We start from the raw sequence: 18,120 nt of genomic DNA on the forward strand, positions 1-18,120 counted from the left end.
CCCGGACCTGTGATCCGGGGCGTCCATGTTCGGTTGGCAAGTTGGGCCGCACGGCGCCTCTGAGGGCACCGCGCGTATTTCACTTGATGACAGGCGGCTGGCTGAGGTCCATGGCCGGGTTGGCAGCCGGAGCAGCGGGTGCCGCAGGCGCCGGCTGCGGTCCGCCGAGGTTGAGCGGCGGCAGGCCCATTGCCGGTGCTCCATTGCCGTTTGCGCCACCGAGTGGCGGCAAACCGAAGTTCGGCGCGCCGTTACCACCACCGGAGCCGAGCGGCGGAAGCGACATGCCCCCGCCCTGGCCGAAGCCGGGCACGTTGATCTGGACGTCGGCCGGGTTGATCGCCTGCGCGCCGCTCTTGTAGCGCAAGACGAGGCCGGGGAAGGCAATGATCACCATGATCATGATGAACTGGATGATGATATAAGGCAGCACACCCTTGTAGATTTCCAGCGTCTTCATGCCATCCATCATCTTGCCTGTCGTCTTGTCCTTCCATTTTCCGGCTGGCGCGACCGAGCGCAGGTAGAAGAGGGCGAAGCCGAAGGGCGGGGTCAGGAACGACGTCTGCAGGTTGATGCCGAGGATGACGCCGAACCAGATCAAGTCGATACCAAGCTTGTCGGCGACCGGAGCCAGCAACGGCACCATGATGAAGGCGATCTCGAAGAAGTCGAGGAAGCAGCCGAGGATGAAGACGATGATCGTGACAACGATCAGGAAGCCGTACTCACCGCCCGGAAGCCCGCTCAGCAGTTCCTCGATCCAGACATTGCCGTTGATACCGTAGAAGGTCAGGCCGAAGACGCGGGCGCCTATCAGGATCATCATGACGAAAGCCGAGAGCTTCGTCGTGGCATCAAGGGCGTGTTTGACCGTGCCAAACGAAAGGCGACCCTTGAGGGCCGCAATGATCAGCGCGCCGGTCGCGCCCATCGCGCCGCCTTCGGTTGGCGTTGCGATGCCAAGGAAGATGGTGCCAAGAACGAGGAAGATCAGGGCAAGCGGCGGGATCAGGACGATGATGACCTGCTGGGTCAGCCGCGAGATGATGTTGAGGCTGAAGGTGCGGTTGGCCAGCGCGATCAGATAGGCGGCAAAGACGCCAAAGGCGAGCGCTGCCACGAGGCGCCAGTCGGCGCTGGCGATGCCCGTGAATAGCACTTCATGGCCAAGGAAATAGAGCGCTACCGTGATAGCGAGCATGACGAACAGGGAGGTGATACCACCTCCGAGCGTCCGTGCCTCCTTCGGAAGGGCAGGGACCCATTGCGGTTTGATCAGAGTCACTGCAAAAATATAGGCGCAATAGGCGGCGATGATCAGCAAGGCGGGATAGAGGGCGCCGACATACATATCGCCGACAGAGCGGCCAAGCTGGTCAGCCATGACAATCAGAACCAGCGAGGGCGGAACGATCTGGGCGAGAGTGCCCGAAGCGGCGATCGTTCCGGCAACCAGCGGCCGATTGTAATTGTAGCGCAGCATGATCGGCAGCGAGATCAAACCCATTGCCATGACCGAGGCCGCCACGACGCCGGTGGTCGCGCCGAGCAATGCGCCGACCAGGATGACGGCATAGGCAAGGCCACCACGGATCGGGCCGAACAACTGGCCGATGGTGTCAAGCAGGTCTTCGGCCATGCGTGAACGCTCGAGGATCAATCCCATGAATGTGAAGAAGGGAATGGCCAGTAGCGTATCGTTGTACATGATGCCGTAGATGCGGTCTGGATGCGACTGCAAGAGCGGCCAGAAGAGGCGGATCTCCGGAGAGATGGACGAAAATTCGACGCCGATGGCAAAATAGATGAGGCCGCCGGCAGCCAGCGTGAAGGCCACGGGATAGCCGAGCAAGAGCATCAGCATCACCGAGGTGAACATGATCGGGGCGAGATTGTGCGCGATGAAATCGATCATGTCAGTGTCCCGTCACTTCAGCGGCATCTTTTTCGTGTGCCGGGTCTTCGAGTTGGCCGAAGATGATGGCGGCGCGCTTGATGATCTCGGAAATCGCCTGGGCGCTCAGCAGCAGGAAGCCGAAGAAAATGGCGGCCTTCGCCGGCCAGATCGTCAGCCCGCCGGCGCTCGAGGAGATCTCGCCGATCTTGAACGAGTTCCAGAACCACGGCCAGGCAAGCCAGGTCATCAGGAAGGTGAAGGGAACGAGGAAGATGATGTGCAGGATCAGGTCGATCCAGTCGCGCGTTTTCTTGCTCCACGAGCTTGAGAGTATATCGATGCGGATATGTTCGTTCTTCAGCAGGGCGTAAGCCGCGGCAAGCATGAACACGGTGCCATAGAGATACCACTGCAACTCGAGCCAGGCGTTCGATGAGATGTCAAATGTCTTGCGGACAACAGCGTTACCAGCACTGATCAGTACCGCGGCGAGGAGCAGCCAGGAAACCCAGCGTCCTATTGCCCCGTTGATCGTGTCGATCACCCGGGTGATTGCCAATAACATTTTCATGTTGGTCTCCCCAAATACTAAGGGTCGTCCTTAGAGCATGGAAACGTGACGTGCAACGGGTCGAATCTCGGGAGTTCCGGCCTTTTCGCAGTATGCGCGGCCCTCTATATTAGTCTTTCGTCTAGTGTTTTCCGTCAATTCTGTCGTCAGGCGCTATCGACCCGCAAGGGCGCCAGGTCCAGACCGCCTCTTGCCCGTCGTACCATTTCGGGACAAGGGCGGCCTGGGCATTTCATCGTTCTTAACACGTTCGACCGGAGTGAATTGCCAACCGTCGCAAAACGAGGCAATGCTTTGCGACTGTGGGGGCTTCCCACCCTCGGCGCCGCAGCCGTAGTGGGGGTATGGAATATCCTGTTATGGTCGCAATCGATTTTTAAATCGTTTTGCATAAGTTGCAGGAACAAGGAGGCCAACGGATGAGGGCTTTAAGCGCGAAAGCTGTGCCGGCGGACGTTTACCTGTCCTTCGTGACTTCGCTGTTCGGCAACCGGCGGACTCTGTTTACCGGGATGCTGGTCCACATCCTAACCTATCTCACAGTTTATCATAAGACTGGCGATCCGGTTTTCATCGTGCTGGCCATCGCTTTCGTCGTGGTCTTCGCCAATCGCATTTTTCTCTTCGCGCGTTTCAGCCGGGCGGAGAAATCCACCTGGACGCTCGAGGATATCCGACACTGGGAGATACGCTATGTTGTGGGCGGCGCAGCCACCGCCGCCATTCTCGGTATCGGCTGTGGTTACTCCATTCTTCAGTTCGAGGATACGTTCGTCGAACTCGCTTGCATCGCCGTCACAATGGCCTCGATGGTTTCCATCGTCGGCCGCAATTATGGTTCGCGGCTGGCTGTTAATCTCCAAAGCTTGGCCTGTTGCCTTCCGATTATCGTCGGCGCCTTCTTTTCCAATGATCCCTACAAGGTGCTGCTGTCTATCCTGCTCATTCCCTTCGTCCTGACCACCCAGGCGATGGCGACGGGCGTGCGCGAGTTCCTCTACGAAAATGTCATCGCCTCGCGGGAAATGAAGAAACTTGTCGGTAGCTTCGATACCGCGCTTAACAACATGACGCATGGTCTTATCATGCTCGATCCGCAGAACCGTATCGAGGTGATCAACCGAAAGGCCTGCGAACTGCTGCACCTTGGCGATCGGGCGCGGCTGAAAAACTGCGACCTGGACGTCGTGCTGCGCTACGGCGTACGCCACACGTTCGTTGACGGGTCGATGCCAAGCCTGATCCAGCGTCAGCTGGCGCAGTTAATGGATGGCACGGTCTCCCGCGCCATCATGCAGTTTTCCGAGGATCTGGTGTTGGAGTTTTCGGCTAGCCGCCGGCCGGAAGGCGGCGTCGTGCTGATCTTTGAGGACGTCACCGCCCGAATTCGCGCCGAGCGTCGCATCCTGCACATGGCACGTTTCGATTCCCTCACCGGCCTGCCGCAACGCGGCTATTTCGCCGAGCTTGTTCTGGATCAGATCGCGGCCCGCAAAAAGAGCGGTGTCGTGGGTTTCATGGTTCTCGATATTGACGAGTTCAAGCACGTCAATGACATGAAGGGGCATGTGACTGGCGACCGGCTTCTAGCCGCGGTCGCCAATCGTTTGCTGAAACTGGCGGCGGGGTCGGTTATCGTTGGCCATCTGGTCGGTGACCAGTTCGCTCTGTTCTTTCCGAATGTCGGTGGTGGTGCCGACCTGGAGCAGAAGATGCGGGACGTCCATGCGGCGATCGCCGGCAGCTATGAGGTCGACGGCACCATATTTGCCATTACCTTCTGCGCCGGTGCTGTCTTGATCGAGAGCTCCGAGCTTCGGATGGAGGAGTGGCAGATCAAAGCCGATCTCGCCGTGTTCGAATCCAAATCCCATGGCAAGGGCAATTTTACCGCTTTCGCTCAGGAAATGGACGCACGCTATATCGAACGCCAGCGATTGAAGACTGATCTGAAGGCGGCGGTGACGGCGGGTGCCTTGCAGGTCGTCTATCAGCCGATGTTCGTGCCCGACGGATCGAAGATTGTCTGTTGCGAGGCGTTGTCCCGCTGGACACATCCGGAAAAGGGCGCAATTCCACCGAATATCTTCATTCAGATCGCCGAAGAAATGGGGATCGTCACGGACATCACTCGTTTTATGATCCGCAAGGCATGCCGGGATTGTGCGTCATGGCCCGAGGAGATCGGTGTTTCGGTCAACTTGTCGGTTCTCGATCTGCGCAATGATGACATCGTCAAAACGGTTCTCGAGGCGCTGGCCGATTGCGGACTCGATCCGAAGCGGTTGCATCTTGAGGTAACGGAGTCGAGTCTGATTGAAGAGCTTACTGCTGTGTGCGTCATTCTCGAGGAACTGCGCACGCACGGCATTTCCATCGCGATCGACGATTTCGGCACCGGCTTCTCCAGCCTAAGCTATCTCGATTCCCTGCCGGTCGATTACGTCAAGATCGACCGTTCCTTTGTGCGTAATATCGGAGAGGATGCCAGACGGCTGAAACTGCTGCGCGGTATCGTCAACCTGTCGCGCCAACTCGATCTCGGCATTATCGTTGAAGGCGTCGAGACCCGCGAGCAACTGGCGCTCATCAGCAAATATGGCTGCGCGGATTTGATCCAGGGCTATGTTTTTTCGATGGCGATTGCCTCGGATGCTGTTCCTGAGCTGGCAGAGCAGGCGCAAAAGAGGCCGATCTCGGCCCATCCGGTCCACGTGGCCTGACGTCCCTTCCATCCTGAAAACTCGTTTTTCCCCCATATTCTAAAGGGTGTTCTCCGTGTCCGATGCACGGTTAACCATGTTTTTTAAGTATTTATTAACCTTAGTAGATAGTAAATTGTCCCATTACAGGATTTCGCACATGTGTAACCGGCCTTAGCTTGCTAGTGTTGGTTAACAAAACGTAAACAGCGAGGCGATCAAATGAACGCGCAGACACCGATGCCAGGGAGTTTTTCCGCGAAACTCATGTCGTTGCTCGACAATATCGAGTATCGGCGGATCGAAAGCAGTGAGGACTTTGACGCCATCGAGCGGCTCCGTTACCGCGCTTACAAGGCCGCAGACGTCCTGCCGGTCGGCGCCGCCAACCTCATCGATGACATCGACTTCGACGACCATGCCTATGTCTTCGGCGTTTACTATTTCGAAGAGCTGGTGAGCACGGTGCGGTTGCACTACGTTACGCCGAGTCATCCGGTTGCACAATCTTCAGGCGTATTCCCGGATGCGATCGACAACTTTCTCGACACCGGTTTGACCCTCATCGATCCGGCGCGTTTCGCGGTCGAACCGCATGTGGCGGCGGAACTCCCGGTTCTGCCTTACATTACCCTGAGGCCAAGCATTGTGGCGGCAGCCCATTTCAAGGCGGATCGCGTTCTTCAGCATGTGCGCCCGCCGCATGCGGCGTTCTACAAGCGCGTCTTCTATGCCGATACGATCGTCGACCGCCGGATGACCGAAATCTATGGGCTGGAGCTCACGCTGCTCGCCACCAATACCCGTACGGCCGGCCACAAACTGCTGGAGCGCTATCCGTTCTTCAATTCGGCCGAACACGAGCGGCGCCTCATGTTTGACCGCGACAGGCGGCAGGGGCTCCCGTCTCTGACGGTTCTGCCAACCGCGCGTCTGGTGGCAGACGGACAAGTTCCGGGAGCCGTTGCGGGCGTACATTATTGATCGATCGCCGCATGCGACTGATTGCACTCCCTGCGACCTTTGTGTAATGCGAAAGTGGGGGAGGCGTATTGACGCAGCCTGCACTGTGACGAATTCCAGGCCGTGCCCGACGAAGAGCGTGAAGCGGCCGGCCCAAGGGGAGACAAATCATGAGCGAACACCACAGCGGTCCGGTCGAAACTGGCGCGTCGATGAACTATGGCGAGCACGAGAAGACCTATGGTCTCTTTATCGCTGCAACCAAGTACAGCACCGTATTCCTGGTTGCGCTGCTGGTCGCCATGGCCGCTGGTTTCTTCGGCGGCGCTGGTTTCATCGGGGGGCTGATCGTTCTGATCGTGTTGACCGCCGCCGGCATTTTCATGATGCGCTGATCGTTCAGCGGTCGGGAGAGCGCAAGCATGTTCACCGCCGCGCATGATCCGTTTCTTTTTCGACTGGCGGTGTTTGTACTGGCTATCCTCGCCGGCTGGTTTCTGGCTTCGCGTGGAACGCGCGACCATCGCCAGCCGTTCGTGGTGGTTGCCGGCCTATTGGCTTCGGCGATGTCGAGCGGGGCGATCCTGGCTGTGATCGGGCTGCCGGCGGGGTACGGGCGCAATCTGTCCTTTTTAGCATTGATGCTGGCGTCGGCTGGCGTGGTTGCTGGGCTGCTGATCGCCGGGCGGCGGGTTTCCGCCGCTGCCGCTCGCGATGATCGCTGAGGGTCGGAATGCAAGGTGTTGCGGCCATCTGTGATTTGGCATCCATCATGCTCCTTGCCATCGCCGCGGCGCGCGGTGCGCGCGGCTACCCACTGTCTACCGCCGTCCCCTTGCTGGCCTCCGGCCTATCCTTCGCCGCGGTGGCCGCGATGCTGGCGGCTGAGCCGAGCTTTGGCGGCTTCTTGCTCGTCGTTCTGGCGCTCGGCGTCGGCGCGACATTCGGTGCCGTGGCAGCCCTCGGCTTGCCGGTTGCTCATATTCCCCTTTTTCTCACGGGCTCATTGGTTCTTTATGGCCTCGTAGCGTTGTTGCTATCCTTCGCAGTGGTCGATTCTGGTGGGTTGCTATTGAGTGCGGGTCCCGTTTCGGGTGATCTCGAGCGTGCAGGCTCGGCTGTGCTTGCCGGAATTGCCGGTGCGCTGGTGCTGGCCGGCGGCAGCGTGCTGTTTCTGCGCCGCCTGCTGCCTGCGCGCGAAGGTCGTCGGGCGTGGCCCAGGCCGGCTCTGAGCCTGCAGATTGCTCTTGCCGGGGGCGTCCTGCTTTTGGCGGTCGTCTTCCTCGTCACAGTCAGCCCGCTGGCCTATTGGGCGGTTGTGGTTGCTGCGGTTCTGGCCGGCGGTATTGTCGTTCAGGCCATGGACGCAAGGGCGAACTGGCCTCTTTCCATATTGCTCACCGGCTTGTGTGGCATGGCAACCGCGGCGATCGGCTTTGCGCTTGCGAACCTTGTGCTGATCATGGTCGGCGGACTGGTGGGGGCATCCATGGCCGCGGTGTTTTCCGGTTTGTGTCGAGAAGCCGGTCGCGGCCCGGTCGGGCTGTTGTTCGGCAGACGCGATTGACCTCTGCGCCGTGCGGCACGCGCCCCGCACGCAAAAAAACGCCGGGCGATGCCGGCGTTTTCTTCCAATCGGATGAATGAATGAGACGGTCGCCAATCAGCCGCCGGCGCGAACCCGGTCCAGGCCCTGTTTGGCCGGCAGATACTTGGGATCCAGCTGCAGGGCGTGGGCGTAGGATTTCGCCGCACGGGCCTTGTCACCCCGGCGCTCGTAAATCAGCGCCTGATTGGCCCACGACTCGGCGACCTTGCCATCGAGCTCGATGGCGTGATTGAAGTCGGCGAAGGCGTTTTCGTCGTCATTCAGGGCGACATAGGATATGCCACGGCCATTATAGGGCTCCGGCGCGCTCGGCGACAGCGAGATGGCCTTCGAGAAGTCGTCGATGGCCTTGTCGTGCTGGCCGCGCAACTGATAGATCAGTCCGCGGTTGTGGTAGGCGCGACCGTCCGTCGTATCGAGCTGGATGGCGCGATTGAAGTCGCCGAAGGCTTCGTCAATGCGGCCGGCCTGACGGTAGATATTGCCGCGGCCGATATAGGCGACATCGTAGTTCGCGTTGAGGCGCAGCGCGGCGTTGTAATCCCTGGCGGCTTCGACCGGCTTGCCCATGTTGCGATAGACGAGCGCGCGGTTGGCGTAGGCCTGGTAGAAGTTCGGGTTGAGCTGCAATGCCGTGTTGAAGTCGTCCAGCGCCCTGCTGAACTGTCCGGCCCGGCCGTAAGCGGAGCCACGAACGTTGTAGCCTTCCGGATCGCGCGGATTGGCAGCGATGACGGAAGACAGAGAGGCGATGTTCTCCTGCGAACCCTGCTCGCGGTCGATCCGAATCGTGTCGGGGGTTTCGATCGACTGGCAGCCGGCAAGGCCGACGAGAGCCGCGAACGCGACTGCGCCGGCGAGGCGACGTGTTTCGGCGATGGCGAGCTTGGAGGTCTCGAGGAGTGAATGATCAATCATGGCAGGCCAATTGTCCGGCAGGGCTGTGCGCCGCCGAGGAGCCGAACGGCAGCGATGTTGACTAAATAGGAAAAGAGCGGCGGCGAAAAGATCGCCCCCGCCCTTAAAACATCGGAAAACGTCGAAAAAACGACAGATCAGCGAGCGGCGCGCGCCGGGGCTGCGATCAGACCTTCGCGCTGCATGCGCTTGCGAGCCAGCTTGCGAACGCGGCGAACCGCTTCGGCCTTTTCGCGCGCACGCTTCTGCGAGGGCTTCTCGTAATAGTCACGCATTTTCATCTCGCGAAAGATACCTTCGCGCTGCATCTTCTTCTTGAGAGCGCGAAGCGCCTGATCAACGTTGTTGTCGCGGACTAGTACCTGCACGTTTATCCCGTTCCTTTGGTTTTGAGTGGTCATTCCGCCAAAGTCAGGTCGCCAGCGGAATGAATAACAATCCTTTTCGCCCGGCCGCAGGGCCCAGCGATTAGCGAGGCCAATTACCAGAACATCGCGGCAAAGTCCATATGGTGCAGGCGTTTTCGCGAGGCAAAAAACACTGGTCGACGGATGCGGCCCGTGCGTGTCGAAAGACGCATGTCGCGACGTCGCAAAGGGACGGTCTTGACGCATTTGGATTTGCAACTGTCTCGTCCTATCCAATAGCCTGAACTACAGGAGTTTGAGGCGAAATGCGCAAATATTCGGTTTTTGCCGTGGCACGCGAAGCTCTTCGCGCCCACAAAGGCTGGGAGGCCCAATGGGTTTCTCCGGAACCCCGCGATTCCTATGAGGTCATCATCATCGGTGCGGGCGGTCATGGCCTCGGCGCGGCCTATTATCTCGCCAAGGAGCATGGAATCACCAATGTCGCCGTGATCGAGCGCGGTTGGCTGGGTGGTGGCAATACCGGCCGTAACACGACCATCATCCGGTCCAATTATCTCTATGAAGAGAGCATGGACATCTTCGAGCATTCGTTGAAGCTCTGGGAGGGGCTCAGTCAGGAGCTCAATTATAATGTCATGTATTCGCCGCGCGGGGTTTTGATGCTCTCGCACAACACTCATGACATGCAGTCCTTCAAGCGTCACGTAAATGCCAACAACCTCTATGGTATCGACAACGAGTGGCTGACGCCGGAAAAGGCCAAGGATTTCTGCCCGCCGCTCGACATCTCCAAGACCGCGCGTTACCCGATCAACGGTGCGGCGCTGCAGCGTCGCGGCGGAACAGCCCGCCATGACGCGGTTGCCTGGGGTTACGCACGTGCGGCCTCCGATCGCGGTGTTCACATCATTCAGAATACGGAAGTGACCGGCATTCGTCGTGGCCCGAACGGCGAAGTCACTGGCGTCGAGACGACGCGTGGCTTCATCGGCGCCAAGAAGATCGGTGTCTCCGCATCGGGCCACAACTCGGTTGTCATGGGAATGGCTGGTGTTCGCCTACCTCTCATGAGCCAGCCGCTTCAGGCGCTCGTGTCCGAGCCGATGAAGGCGATCTTCCCCTGCGTCGTCATGTCGAACACCGTGCATGCCTATATCTCCCAGTCGGACAAGGGCGAGTTTGTCATCGGCGCCGGTACGGACCAGTATAATTCTTACTCGCAGACAGGCGGCCTGCAGATCATCACCCACACGCTGGATGCGATCTGCGAGCTTTTCCCGATGTTCCGCCGCGTCAAGATGATGCGTCAATGGGGCGGCATTACCGATAATACGTCCGATCGTTCGCCGATCCAGGGTGTGACGCCGGTTCAAAACCTGTTCGTCAACGCCGGCTGGGGAACCGGCGGCTTCAAGGCGACCCCCGGTTCGGCCAACCTGTTCGCGCACCTGATCGCCAAGGGCGAGCCGCACCGCCTGGCAGCGGGGCTCACCCTCGACCGGTTCCGAACCGGCCGATTGATCGACGAGGCGGCCGCTGCCGCCGTGGCGCACTGATCCCGAAGGACGTTCATCATGTTGCTGATCAAATGCCCCTATTGCGAGGAAGAGCGCTCCGAGCTCGAGTTCCACGCCGCCGGCGAAGCGCATATCGCCCGACCGGAGAATATCGCTGACATTTCGGATGAGGCGTTCGCCGACTACTTCTTCCTGCGCGACAATCCGAAGGGCCTCATCTTCGAGCGCTGGCGCCACATGAACGGTTGTGGCCGTTTCTTCAATGCCGTGCGCGATACCGTGAGCGACAAGATCCACCTGACCTACAAGGCGGGAGAGCCCAAGGCTGATGTTTCCGCCTTCCTCCCGAACGCAGTCGAGAAGGGAGCGTCGAAATGAGCGGCGCCAATCGTATTCCAGGGACAGGCCGCCTGACGCCTGCCCGTACCGCCCGTTTCACCGTCGACGGCAAGAGTCTGACGGCCTATGAGGGCGATACCGTCGCCTCGGCTATGCTGGCCGGCGGCATGCATCTCGTCGGCCGCTCGTTCAAGTATCACCGCCCGCGCGGCATCGTGACTGCTGGTCCGGAAGAGCCGAACGCGCTGCTCGACGTTTCGCGCGATGCCGCACGCAAGCAGCCGAACGTTCGTGCCACGGTGCAGGAAGTGTTCGACGGCATGAAGGTCGAGACGCAGAACCGTTGGCCGTCGCTGTCGCTCGACATTGGCGAGATCAACGACTTTTTCTCGCCGTTCTTCGCCGCCGGCTTTTACTACAAGACCTTCATGTGGCCGAAGAGCTTCTGGCATTCGGTCTACGAGCCCTTCATCCGCCGTGCCGCCGGCCTCGGTGTGGCGCCGAAGGAAGATGACCCGGATCATTATTCCAGCCGCTACGCGCATTGCGACGTACTCGTCGTCGGCGGTGGTGCCGCCGGTCTTGCGGCCGCGCTGGCTGCCGCCGAGAGCGGAGCCGAGGTCATTCTCTGCGACGAACAACCGGAAATGGGTGGTGCCTTTCACTTCGACATCGGTGCCACCGTCGACGGTCAGAACGGTTACGAATGGGCACAGGCGACAGCGGACAAGCTGGCCGGTATGCCGAATGTCCGGGTCCTGACGCGAACCACCGCGTTCGGCTACTACAACCACAATTTCGTGGCGCTTGCCGAGCGCGTCACCGATCATGTCGCCAAGCCCGCCAAGAGCCTGCCGCGCGAGCGGCTCTGGCAGGTTCGGGCCAAGAAGGTGGTATTGGCGACCGGCTCGATCGAACGTCACATGGTGTTTGCCAACAACGACCGTCCCGGCATCATGCTGGCGTCGGCGGCGCGCACCTATCTCAACCACTACGGCGTCGCGGTTGGCGCCAAGGTTGGCGTGTATACCGCCCATGATTCGGCCTACGAGGCCGCCTTCGACCTGAAACGCGCAGGCATCACGATCCCCGCGATCGTCGATTGCCGCGAAAAGCCGGGCGAAAAGGTTCTCGCCCAGGCGCGTTCACTCGGCATCGAGGTTCTGGTCGGCCATTCAGTCACCGATACCTCGGGTCGCTTGCGTGTCCGCTCCATGACGGTCAAGCGGAACGGTGCTTCCAGTGGTCGCAAGATCGAGGTTGATGCTTTGATTGTTTCGGCCGGTTGGACGCCGTCCGTACATCTCTTCTCGCAATCTCGCGGCAAGCTGAAGTTCGACGCTCTCAACGATCGCTTCCTACCGGACGTCTACGCGCAGGACTGCATCTGCGTCGGCACCTGCAAAGGCACCGACGACCTTCAGGCTGTCCTCGACGAGGCGGTCGCAGCCGGCGTGGTGATGGCCAAGGGTGCCGGTGCGAGCGCAGACCCGGCCACAGCGCTGTCGGGTGTCAATGCGTTCGCATGGACCGGCGGCATGATCGGGGCGGCGGAAGGGGCAGGACGCGACACCAGCGTCAAGGCCTTCATCGACTTCCAGCACGATGTTTGCGCCAAGGACATCCGCCTGGCAGTGCGCGAAGGTATGCACTCGATCGAGCACATCAAGCGCTTCACTACCAATGGCATGGCCTCCGATCAGGGCAAGCTGTCCAACATGCATGGCTTGGCGATCGCCGCCGAAGTGTTGGGCAAGGAGATCCCGCAGGTCGGTCTCACGACCTTCCGCGCGCCCTATACGCCCGTGACCTTCGGCACGCTGATCAATCACTCGCGCGGCGAGCTGTTTGACCCGACCCGCAAGACGCCGATGCATGCCCTGGAGGCATCTCTCGGTGCGGAGTTCGAGGACGTCGGCAACTGGAAGCGTGGCTGGTACTATCCACGTCCGGGTGAGGACATGCACGCCGCAGTCAACCGCGAATGCAAGACGGTGCGCGACGTTGCCGGTGTGTTCAACGCCTCGACGCTGGGCAAGATCGAGGTGGTCGGTCCGGATGCTGCCGCCTTCCTCAATCTCATGTATACCAACGCCTGGGATACGCTGAAGCCGGGCAAGTGCCGCTACGGCATCATGACCCGCGACGACGGCTTCGTTTACGACGACGGCGTTGTCGGTCGCCTGGCCGAGGATCGCTTCCATGTGACGACGACGACGGGCGGCGCGCCGCGTGTGCTCAACCATATGGAAGACTATCTGCAGACCGAGTTCCCGCACCTTAAGGTGTGGCTGACCTCCACCAGCGAACAGTGGGCGGTTATCGCCGTGCAGGGGCCGAAGGCGCGCGACATCATCGCCCCCTTCGTCGAAGGCATCGACCTCTCTAACGAGGCCTTCCCGCATATGAGTGTGGCCGAGGGTAGCTTCTGTGGCGTTCCGACTCGGCTGTTCCGCGTCTCCTTCACCGGTGAACTTGGTTTTGAAGTCAACGTGCCGGCCGATTTCGGCGCCTCGGTGTTCGAGGCGATCTGGAAGCAGGCCGAAAGCCTCGGCGCCTGCCTCTATGGCACCGAGACCATGCACGTGCTGCGCGCCGAGAAGGGCTATATCATCGTCGGCCAGGATACCGATGGCACGCTCACGCCGGACGATGCCGGCTATGGTTGGGCCGTGTCGAAGAAGAAAAAGGACTTCGTCGGCATCCGCGGGCTCAAGCGCCCGGATCTGGTGAAGGACGGTCGCAAGCAACTCGTCGGGCTGTTGACCAAAAACCCGAACGAGGTTCTGGAAGAGGGCGGCCAGATCGTCGCCGATCCGAACCAGCCGAAGCCGATGACCATGCTTGGGCACGTGACCTCGTCCTACTGGTCGGAAAACCTCGGTCGGTCGATCGCTATCGCCACTCTGGCCGGCGGCCGGGCGCGCATGGGTGAGACGCTCTATGTGCCGATGAAGGACAAGACCATCGCGGTCGAGGTGACCGACACGGTATTCTTTGACAAGGAAGGGGGCCGCATCCATGGCTGATGCTTTCGTCGCTGAACGCAAGTCCGTACTCGCTGGTGCTCATGGCGGCTCGCCATCGGTTCGCCTGCGACCTGCCGAGGCCGCAACCCGAGTATCGCTGCGGGCTCGACCTGAAGACGTCGCCGCGCTGTCCAAGGCGCTTGGCCTCAATTTGCCGGTCAAGCCGAAGGGCACAACCGCCGCCAAGGGGCGCCTGGCCTTCTGGCTCGGACCGGACGAGTGGCTGCTGATCGATGACAAGGGCGGCGATCTGATGGCGGATTGCGCGGCTTCAGGTGCGCTCCATTCTGCGACCGATGTCTCGCACAGGAACGCCGCGATCGTGGTCTCCGGTCCGGTGGCTGCCAATGCCATCAATGCCGGCTGCCCGCTGAACCTCTCGCTGAGAACCTTCCCCGTCGGCGCAGTCGCCCGCACGGTGTTCGGCAAGATCGAGGCCGTGATCTATCGGGTCGACGAGGAAACCTTCCGCCTCGAATGCTGGCGCTCTTTCGCTGAATACGCCTTCGGCCTGCTTAACGAGGCGGCTGAAGACGCTGCGGCCTGAGTTTTGAAGAACCTGGCCGGGCCTAAAGTCCCGGCCAGCCTTTCCACTTGATCCAGCGACCGTGGAAATCGGCGCGGCCGATCTCATGGCGCTCGCCTGTCGGCCAGACCTGCAAGCTCAGCGCTGCCCCATCGGCCTGATCGTCAGCTTCCATCTGGAGGCGCGCAAGCGGTGCGTCTGTGGTGGCACGGTCGCCCGCTTGCGTGATCAGGGCCTCGCCGCGGGCCTTCAAATCTTCCGGAAAGTACTGCCAGGCGATCGAATGGTAGATGACGTGGACCAAGCCTTCATGCGGCTGCACCAAACGCTCGGCCAGCCACTGGATCGCGTCGGCGCGCTCGATCTTCAAACCGGACGCCTCCGCGATTTCAAGCGCCTTTCGGGTTCGCTCCAGCCGGTCCGTCTGATCGGCCCAGATATAGGCTGCAAGGCGTTCCCGATCGTCTGAGCAAGAGGGATCCAGTGGGTTAAGGTCGCAGCCAGCCCGTTGCGAGACAACGAGATCGGCATCCGGCAGTGGCGGGCCTTCCCAGTCGGGTGTGAGTGTGACGCTTGACGTTGTCCCCCAGGAGAAATCGCCGAGCCGATAGGCATAGCGATCCCACTGCAGATTGAGCCCGGCGCTCGCTCCCACCTCTGACAGCATGAGCGGTTTGGAGAACAGCTTGGCGATAGTGAGGAAACCCGGCAGAAGGGCTGCGGAGCGGCGCACCTCGTTGGTCTGTGGTGCCGAGCGCAGCCATGCGAGGATAAAAGTCTCGTCGCGGCGCAGCGCGGCATCGACCGCGGCCCAGAGCGCATCGTCATCGAGGTTGGTGTGGGGCGGGTAGACGCCGGCAAGGTGCGGATCCTGACCGGAACGCACGACGGCATGCAGGGAGCCCGCCAGCCGCAATGCCAAGGCATCGCCGCTGCTGGTCGGGTCGCCCTGCCATTGCAGCAGACGGCGGCCCACGGCGGTACTCTCGTCGAGACGTTCGGCGGCCATCCGGCAGAGACGGGCGGTAAAAGGCGAACCGAGATCGTTGCAGGCGCGGGCTTGACGCAGGAAGGACTGACGAACGCTTTCGGGTCTATCCATGGTTCTCCCTTTCAGGACGTTGTTGTCATACCCCTTCGGGGCGGTCCTTCGGATCGAACTGGATGATGGTGATCCAGTTGGCGGTGAGCGCCGGCTTCCGTTCGCCCTCAATCTCGATCGACACGTCATAGGTGGCCATCATCATACCGGCGCCGCGAAACCGTGCTTCGGCCAGAACAAAATGCCCGCGTATGCGCTTGCCGCACTTCACCGGCGTCATGAAGCGCACCTTGTCAAAGCCGTAGTTGATCCCCATCGTCTGCTCGCGAATTTTCGGCAGGCAGTCGTAGTTCATCGTAGACAGCAACGAGAGCGTCAGAAAACCGTGGGCGATGGTTCCGCCGAAAGGCGTTTCGGCGGCACGGGCCGGATCCACATGGATGAATTGGTGATCGTCTGTCGCACTGGCAAAGGCGTCGATCATGGTCTGATCGACGGTGATCCACTTGGACACGCCGATCTCCTCGCCGATCAGCGCCGAAACCTCGGACAGGGAAATCTCACGGGGCATGGAATCTCACCAATGGTTGCAGTAGAAGGAATCCTTACAGGGGCGTGCTCGAACAGGGAATAGCGCGCCCGTGCGCAAGGAATATGAAAAATCATTGCTCAATGTAAAATGCGACTGAACGGCCGCCTAGTCGGACCTTCTCGACGTGTTGTTCGTCCGGCAAATGGTGCCAATGCCGGTTCTTGACTTGGGGCAAACGGAAATCCAGTTCTACGTGCGAGCGGTTGAACAGCACCGCGAGACGCAGCTTGGTCTTCAGTTCATAGTCGATCGTCTGCAGGACCATGGCCAAGCCAAGGGCCTCGCCGTCTTCCCAATCCGAGACAGACATAGGCGTTCCGCCTGGGCTCAGCCATTCCACTTCGCCGCCGTTGGCGAAAAAGTGCGTCTCGCCAAAGACCGAGAAACGTTTGCGTAGCTGAGAAAGCCGGGAGACATGGGCGATCAGCGCCTGATCCGCCGCCTCCCAATCGAGCCAGGTCAGTTCGTTGTCCTGGCAATAGGCATTGTTGTTGCCGTGCTGGGTCCGCCCGAACTCGTCACCCGCAGTCAGCATGATGGTGCCACGCGTGGCAAAGAGCGTCGCGAGGAGGGCGGTCACGTCGCGGTGACGGTCGGCGAGCACGGTCACATTGTCGGGCTGGCCTTCCACCCCATTGTTCCAACTGTAATTCTCATCATGGCCGTCGCGGTTGTGCTCGCCGTTGCGGCCATTGCGCTTGTGGCTATGGGAGACCAGGTCGAATAGAGTGAAACCGTCATGGGCGGCGACGAAGTTTACGCTGCGGGTTTCGTTCTCCTTGTGCCGTGTGAAGATTTCGGAAGACCCGGCCAGGGCCGTGGCAAGGTTGCCGGCCATGTGGCTGTCGCCGCGCCAGTAGCGGCGTATGTCGTCGCGGGCCCGGTCGTTCCATTCCAGGAACGGAGCGGGGAAATTGCCGAGCTGGTAACCGCCGGGACCGATGTCCCAGGGTTCGGCGATCATCACCCGGTCTTCCAGAACCTCGTCGACAAGGATGGCGTGCAACGTGCGGGAGGTTGTGTGGAAGCCCTGAGTCGTGCGGCCGAGGATCGGCGCGAGATCAAAACGGAAGCCGTCGACGCCGGCATGTATGACGAAATGGCGCAGGCTGTCGATGATCAGGTGTCGGACATAGGGGTGATCGCAGGCGAGTGTATTGCCGCAGCCCGTATCATTGACCAGCACGCCGGGATTATCGGACAGGTGGCGGTAGCAGGAGAGATTGTCGAGGCCGCGTAGCGACAGTGTCGTACCAAGCTTGTCGCTTTCGCCGGTGTGGTTGAAGACCAGATCAAGCAGCACGCCGATGCCGGCGTCATGCAGCGTTTGCACTGTTTCGCGCAACTCCCTCATGCCCCCCGGCACGATCCTTGGATCGAGCGCCATGAGTGCGATCGGGTTGTAGCCCCAGAGGTTGGTCAACCCGATGGGCGGCAGGTGGCGCTCATCGATCCAGGCGACGATCGGCATCAGTTCGATGGCGTTGACGCCGAGCTTTTTGAGGTGGGCGATGATGGCAGGATGGGCAAGGGCTGCAACCGTTCCACGCTGCTCGGGCGGTACCTCTGGATGCCGCATGGTGAAGGTTTTTACGGCCAGTTCGTAGATAAAGCCGCCCTTGGGCAGGAGCGGGCGCATTGGCTTGGCCAGCGGGTGGTTGGTAACGATTGTTTTCGGCACCAGTGCTGCCGTATCGCTACCGAAGACCGAAAGCCGTGGGTCGTGGGCGAAAGGACGGTCGATCTCCGTCGCATAGGGGTCGACCAGAAGCTTGGACGGGTCGAACCAGTAGCCATGATCCGGCGCATAGCGGCCATGGGCGCGGAAGCCGTACCGGGCGCCCTGGACGATGCCGTCAACATGCAGACGGTGGACATGATCGCAGTCGCGCTCCATTGGCAGGCGGGCGACCTCGGCCCGGCCTGATGCGTCGAACAGGCAGAGTTCGATCCGTTCGGCATGGTGCGATCCCACAGCAAAATCGGCTCCGCTGTCGGTCAGTACGACGCCGCCTTGCCTGGTCTCAAAGGGGTTCATGGG

Annotated in this window: 16 protein-coding genes; 9 read left to right on the forward strand and 7 right to left on the reverse strand. The window is 60.7% G+C overall.

The window, feature by feature from the left end; genetic code table 11:
* Positions 1–79 precede the first annotated feature (79 nt).
* Complete coding sequence (locus RNA01_RS14740; RefSeq protein WP_147180980.1) at positions 80–1,918, reverse strand: TRAP transporter large permease; 1,839 nt, start codon at positions 1,916–1,918, stop codon at positions 80–82.
* 1 nt (position 1,919) lies between these two features.
* Positions 1,920–2,471 (reverse strand): TRAP transporter small permease subunit, encoded by a 552-nt coding sequence (locus tag RNA01_RS14745; RefSeq protein ID WP_147180981.1) that lies wholly within the window; start codon positions 2,469–2,471, stop codon positions 1,920–1,922.
* 419 nt (positions 2,472–2,890) lie between these two features.
* Here RNA01_RS14745 and RNA01_RS14750 point away from each other — a divergent pair, with 419 nt between their 5' ends.
* The 5 genes from RNA01_RS14750 (at position 2,891) to RNA01_RS14770 (ending at position 7,703) form a co-directional block, all read left to right on the forward strand.
* Positions 2,891–5,194 carry a putative bifunctional diguanylate cyclase/phosphodiesterase gene (locus RNA01_RS14750; RefSeq protein WP_147180982.1) on the forward strand — a complete coding sequence of 768 codons (2,304 nt, stop codon included), beginning with the start codon at positions 2,891–2,893 and terminating at the stop codon, positions 5,192–5,194.
* A gap of 201 nt (positions 5,195–5,395) precedes the next feature.
* Positions 5,396–6,157, forward strand: a complete 762-nt coding sequence (locus RNA01_RS14755) for an N-acyl amino acid synthase FeeM domain-containing protein (protein WP_147180983.1) — start codon at positions 5,396–5,398, stop codon at positions 6,155–6,157.
* Between the two features lie 149 nt (positions 6,158–6,306).
* Positions 6,307–6,531 carry an aa3-type cytochrome c oxidase subunit IV gene (locus RNA01_RS14760; protein WP_147180984.1) on the forward strand — a complete coding sequence of 75 codons (225 nt, stop codon included), beginning with the start codon at positions 6,307–6,309 and terminating at the stop codon, positions 6,529–6,531.
* A 27-nt stretch (positions 6,532–6,558) separates the two neighbouring features.
* Positions 6,559–6,861 (forward strand): hypothetical protein, encoded by a 303-nt coding sequence (locus tag RNA01_RS14765; protein WP_147180985.1) that lies wholly within the window; start codon positions 6,559–6,561, stop codon positions 6,859–6,861.
* Positions 6,862–6,908: 47 nt separating this feature from the next.
* A complete protein-coding gene (locus RNA01_RS14770) occupies positions 6,909–7,703 on the forward strand; it encodes an NAD(P)(+) transhydrogenase (Re/Si-specific) subunit beta (protein ID WP_170253464.1) in 795 nt (264 codons plus the stop codon).
* Between the two features lie 96 nt (positions 7,704–7,799).
* On the opposite strand, the gene RNA01_RS14775 is transcribed toward RNA01_RS14770, so the two are convergent.
* Both RNA01_RS14775 and rpsU read right to left on the reverse strand, forming a co-directional pair.
* Positions 7,800–8,663 (reverse strand): tetratricopeptide repeat protein, encoded by an 864-nt coding sequence (locus tag RNA01_RS14775; protein ID WP_147180987.1) that lies wholly within the window; start codon positions 8,661–8,663, stop codon positions 7,800–7,802.
* A 137-nt stretch (positions 8,664–8,800) separates the two neighbouring features.
* The gene (rpsU, locus tag RNA01_RS14780) at positions 8,801–9,031 is read right to left on the reverse strand and encodes a 30S ribosomal protein S21 (RefSeq protein ID WP_147180988.1); all 231 of its coding nucleotides are present in this window, start codon (positions 9,029–9,031) and stop codon (positions 8,801–8,803) included.
* A gap of 305 nt (positions 9,032–9,336) precedes the next feature.
* Here rpsU and RNA01_RS14785 point away from each other — a divergent pair, with 305 nt between their 5' ends.
* From RNA01_RS14785 to RNA01_RS14800, 4 genes are read left to right on the forward strand one after another with little or no spacing between them, the layout of a single operon-like run.
* Positions 9,337–10,590, forward strand: coding sequence for a sarcosine oxidase subunit beta family protein (locus tag RNA01_RS14785; RefSeq protein ID WP_147180989.1), 1,254 nt, complete (start codon positions 9,337–9,339; stop codon positions 10,588–10,590).
* An 18-nt stretch (positions 10,591–10,608) separates the two neighbouring features.
* A complete protein-coding gene (locus RNA01_RS14790; RefSeq protein ID WP_147180990.1) occupies positions 10,609–10,929 on the forward strand; it encodes a sarcosine oxidase subunit delta in 321 nt (106 codons plus the stop codon).
* Positions 10,926–13,919: a sarcosine oxidase subunit alpha gene (locus RNA01_RS14795; protein WP_147180991.1), complete on the forward strand. Its 2,994-nt coding sequence runs from the start codon at positions 10,926–10,928 to the stop codon at positions 13,917–13,919. Before RNA01_RS14790 ends, RNA01_RS14795 begins: the two co-directional genes overlap by 4 nt.
* Positions 13,912–14,466, forward strand: a complete 555-nt coding sequence (locus tag RNA01_RS14800; RefSeq protein ID WP_147180992.1) for a sarcosine oxidase subunit gamma — start codon at positions 13,912–13,914, stop codon at positions 14,464–14,466. The genes RNA01_RS14795 and RNA01_RS14800 overlap by 8 nt, the downstream gene beginning before the upstream one ends.
* Before the next feature lie 22 nt (positions 14,467–14,488).
* Here RNA01_RS14800 and RNA01_RS14805 read toward each other — a convergent pair whose 3' ends face one another.
* The 3 genes from RNA01_RS14805 to glgX form a co-directional block, all read right to left on the reverse strand.
* Positions 14,489–15,547: a DUF2332 domain-containing protein gene (locus tag RNA01_RS14805; RefSeq protein WP_147180993.1), complete on the reverse strand. Its 1,059-nt coding sequence runs from the start codon at positions 15,545–15,547 to the stop codon at positions 14,489–14,491.
* Between the two features lie 25 nt (positions 15,548–15,572).
* A complete protein-coding gene (locus RNA01_RS14810) occupies positions 15,573–16,058 on the reverse strand; it encodes a MaoC family dehydratase (protein ID WP_147180994.1) in 486 nt (161 codons plus the stop codon).
* 91 nt (positions 16,059–16,149) lie between these two features.
* Positions 16,150–18,117 (reverse strand): glycogen debranching protein GlgX, encoded by a 1,968-nt coding sequence (glgX, locus tag RNA01_RS14815; protein ID WP_147180995.1) that lies wholly within the window; start codon positions 18,115–18,117, stop codon positions 16,150–16,152.
* Positions 18,118–18,120: the final 3 nt, after the last annotated feature.

Source organism: Paenirhizobium naphthalenivorans (assembly GCF_007992095.1).
Taxonomy (GTDB): Bacteria; Pseudomonadota; Alphaproteobacteria; order Rhizobiales; family Rhizobiaceae; genus Allorhizobium; species Allorhizobium naphthalenivorans.

Excerpts from the sequence above, each read along its gene's own strand:
- RNA01_RS14740 (WP_147180980.1), bottom strand. The coding sequence starts at position 1,918 with ATGATCGATTTCATCGCGCACAATCTCGCCCCGATCATGTTCACCTCG.
- RNA01_RS14745 (WP_147180981.1), bottom strand. The coding sequence starts at position 2,471 with ATGAAAATGTTATTGGCAATCACCCGGGTGATCGACACGATCAACGGG.
- RNA01_RS14750 (WP_147180982.1), top strand. The coding sequence starts at position 2,891 with ATGAGGGCTTTAAGCGCGAAAGCTGTGCCGGCGGACGTTTACCTGTCC.
- RNA01_RS14755 (WP_147180983.1), top strand. The coding sequence starts at position 5,396 with ATGAACGCGCAGACACCGATGCCAGGGAGTTTTTCCGCGAAACTCATG.
- RNA01_RS14760 (WP_147180984.1), top strand. The coding sequence starts at position 6,307 with ATGAGCGAACACCACAGCGGTCCGGTCGAAACTGGCGCGTCGATGAAC.
- RNA01_RS14765 (WP_147180985.1), top strand. The coding sequence starts at position 6,559 with ATGTTCACCGCCGCGCATGATCCGTTTCTTTTTCGACTGGCGGTGTTT.
- RNA01_RS14770 (WP_170253464.1), top strand. The coding sequence starts at position 6,909 with ATGCTCCTTGCCATCGCCGCGGCGCGCGGTGCGCGCGGCTACCCACTG.
- RNA01_RS14775 (WP_147180987.1), bottom strand. The coding sequence starts at position 8,663 with ATGATTGATCATTCACTCCTCGAGACCTCCAAGCTCGCCATCGCCGAA.
- RNA01_RS14785 (WP_147180989.1), top strand. The coding sequence starts at position 9,337 with ATGCGCAAATATTCGGTTTTTGCCGTGGCACGCGAAGCTCTTCGCGCC.
- RNA01_RS14790 (WP_147180990.1), top strand. The coding sequence starts at position 10,609 with ATGTTGCTGATCAAATGCCCCTATTGCGAGGAAGAGCGCTCCGAGCTC.
- RNA01_RS14795 (WP_147180991.1), top strand. The coding sequence starts at position 10,926 with ATGAGCGGCGCCAATCGTATTCCAGGGACAGGCCGCCTGACGCCTGCC.
- RNA01_RS14800 (WP_147180992.1), top strand. The coding sequence starts at position 13,912 with ATGGCTGATGCTTTCGTCGCTGAACGCAAGTCCGTACTCGCTGGTGCT.
- RNA01_RS14805 (WP_147180993.1), bottom strand. The coding sequence starts at position 15,547 with ATGGATAGACCCGAAAGCGTTCGTCAGTCCTTCCTGCGTCAAGCCCGC.
- RNA01_RS14810 (WP_147180994.1), bottom strand. The coding sequence starts at position 16,058 with ATGCCCCGTGAGATTTCCCTGTCCGAGGTTTCGGCGCTGATCGGCGAG.
- glgX (WP_147180995.1), bottom strand. The coding sequence starts at position 18,117 with ATGAACCCCTTTGAGACCAGGCAAGGCGGCGTCGTACTGACCGACAGC.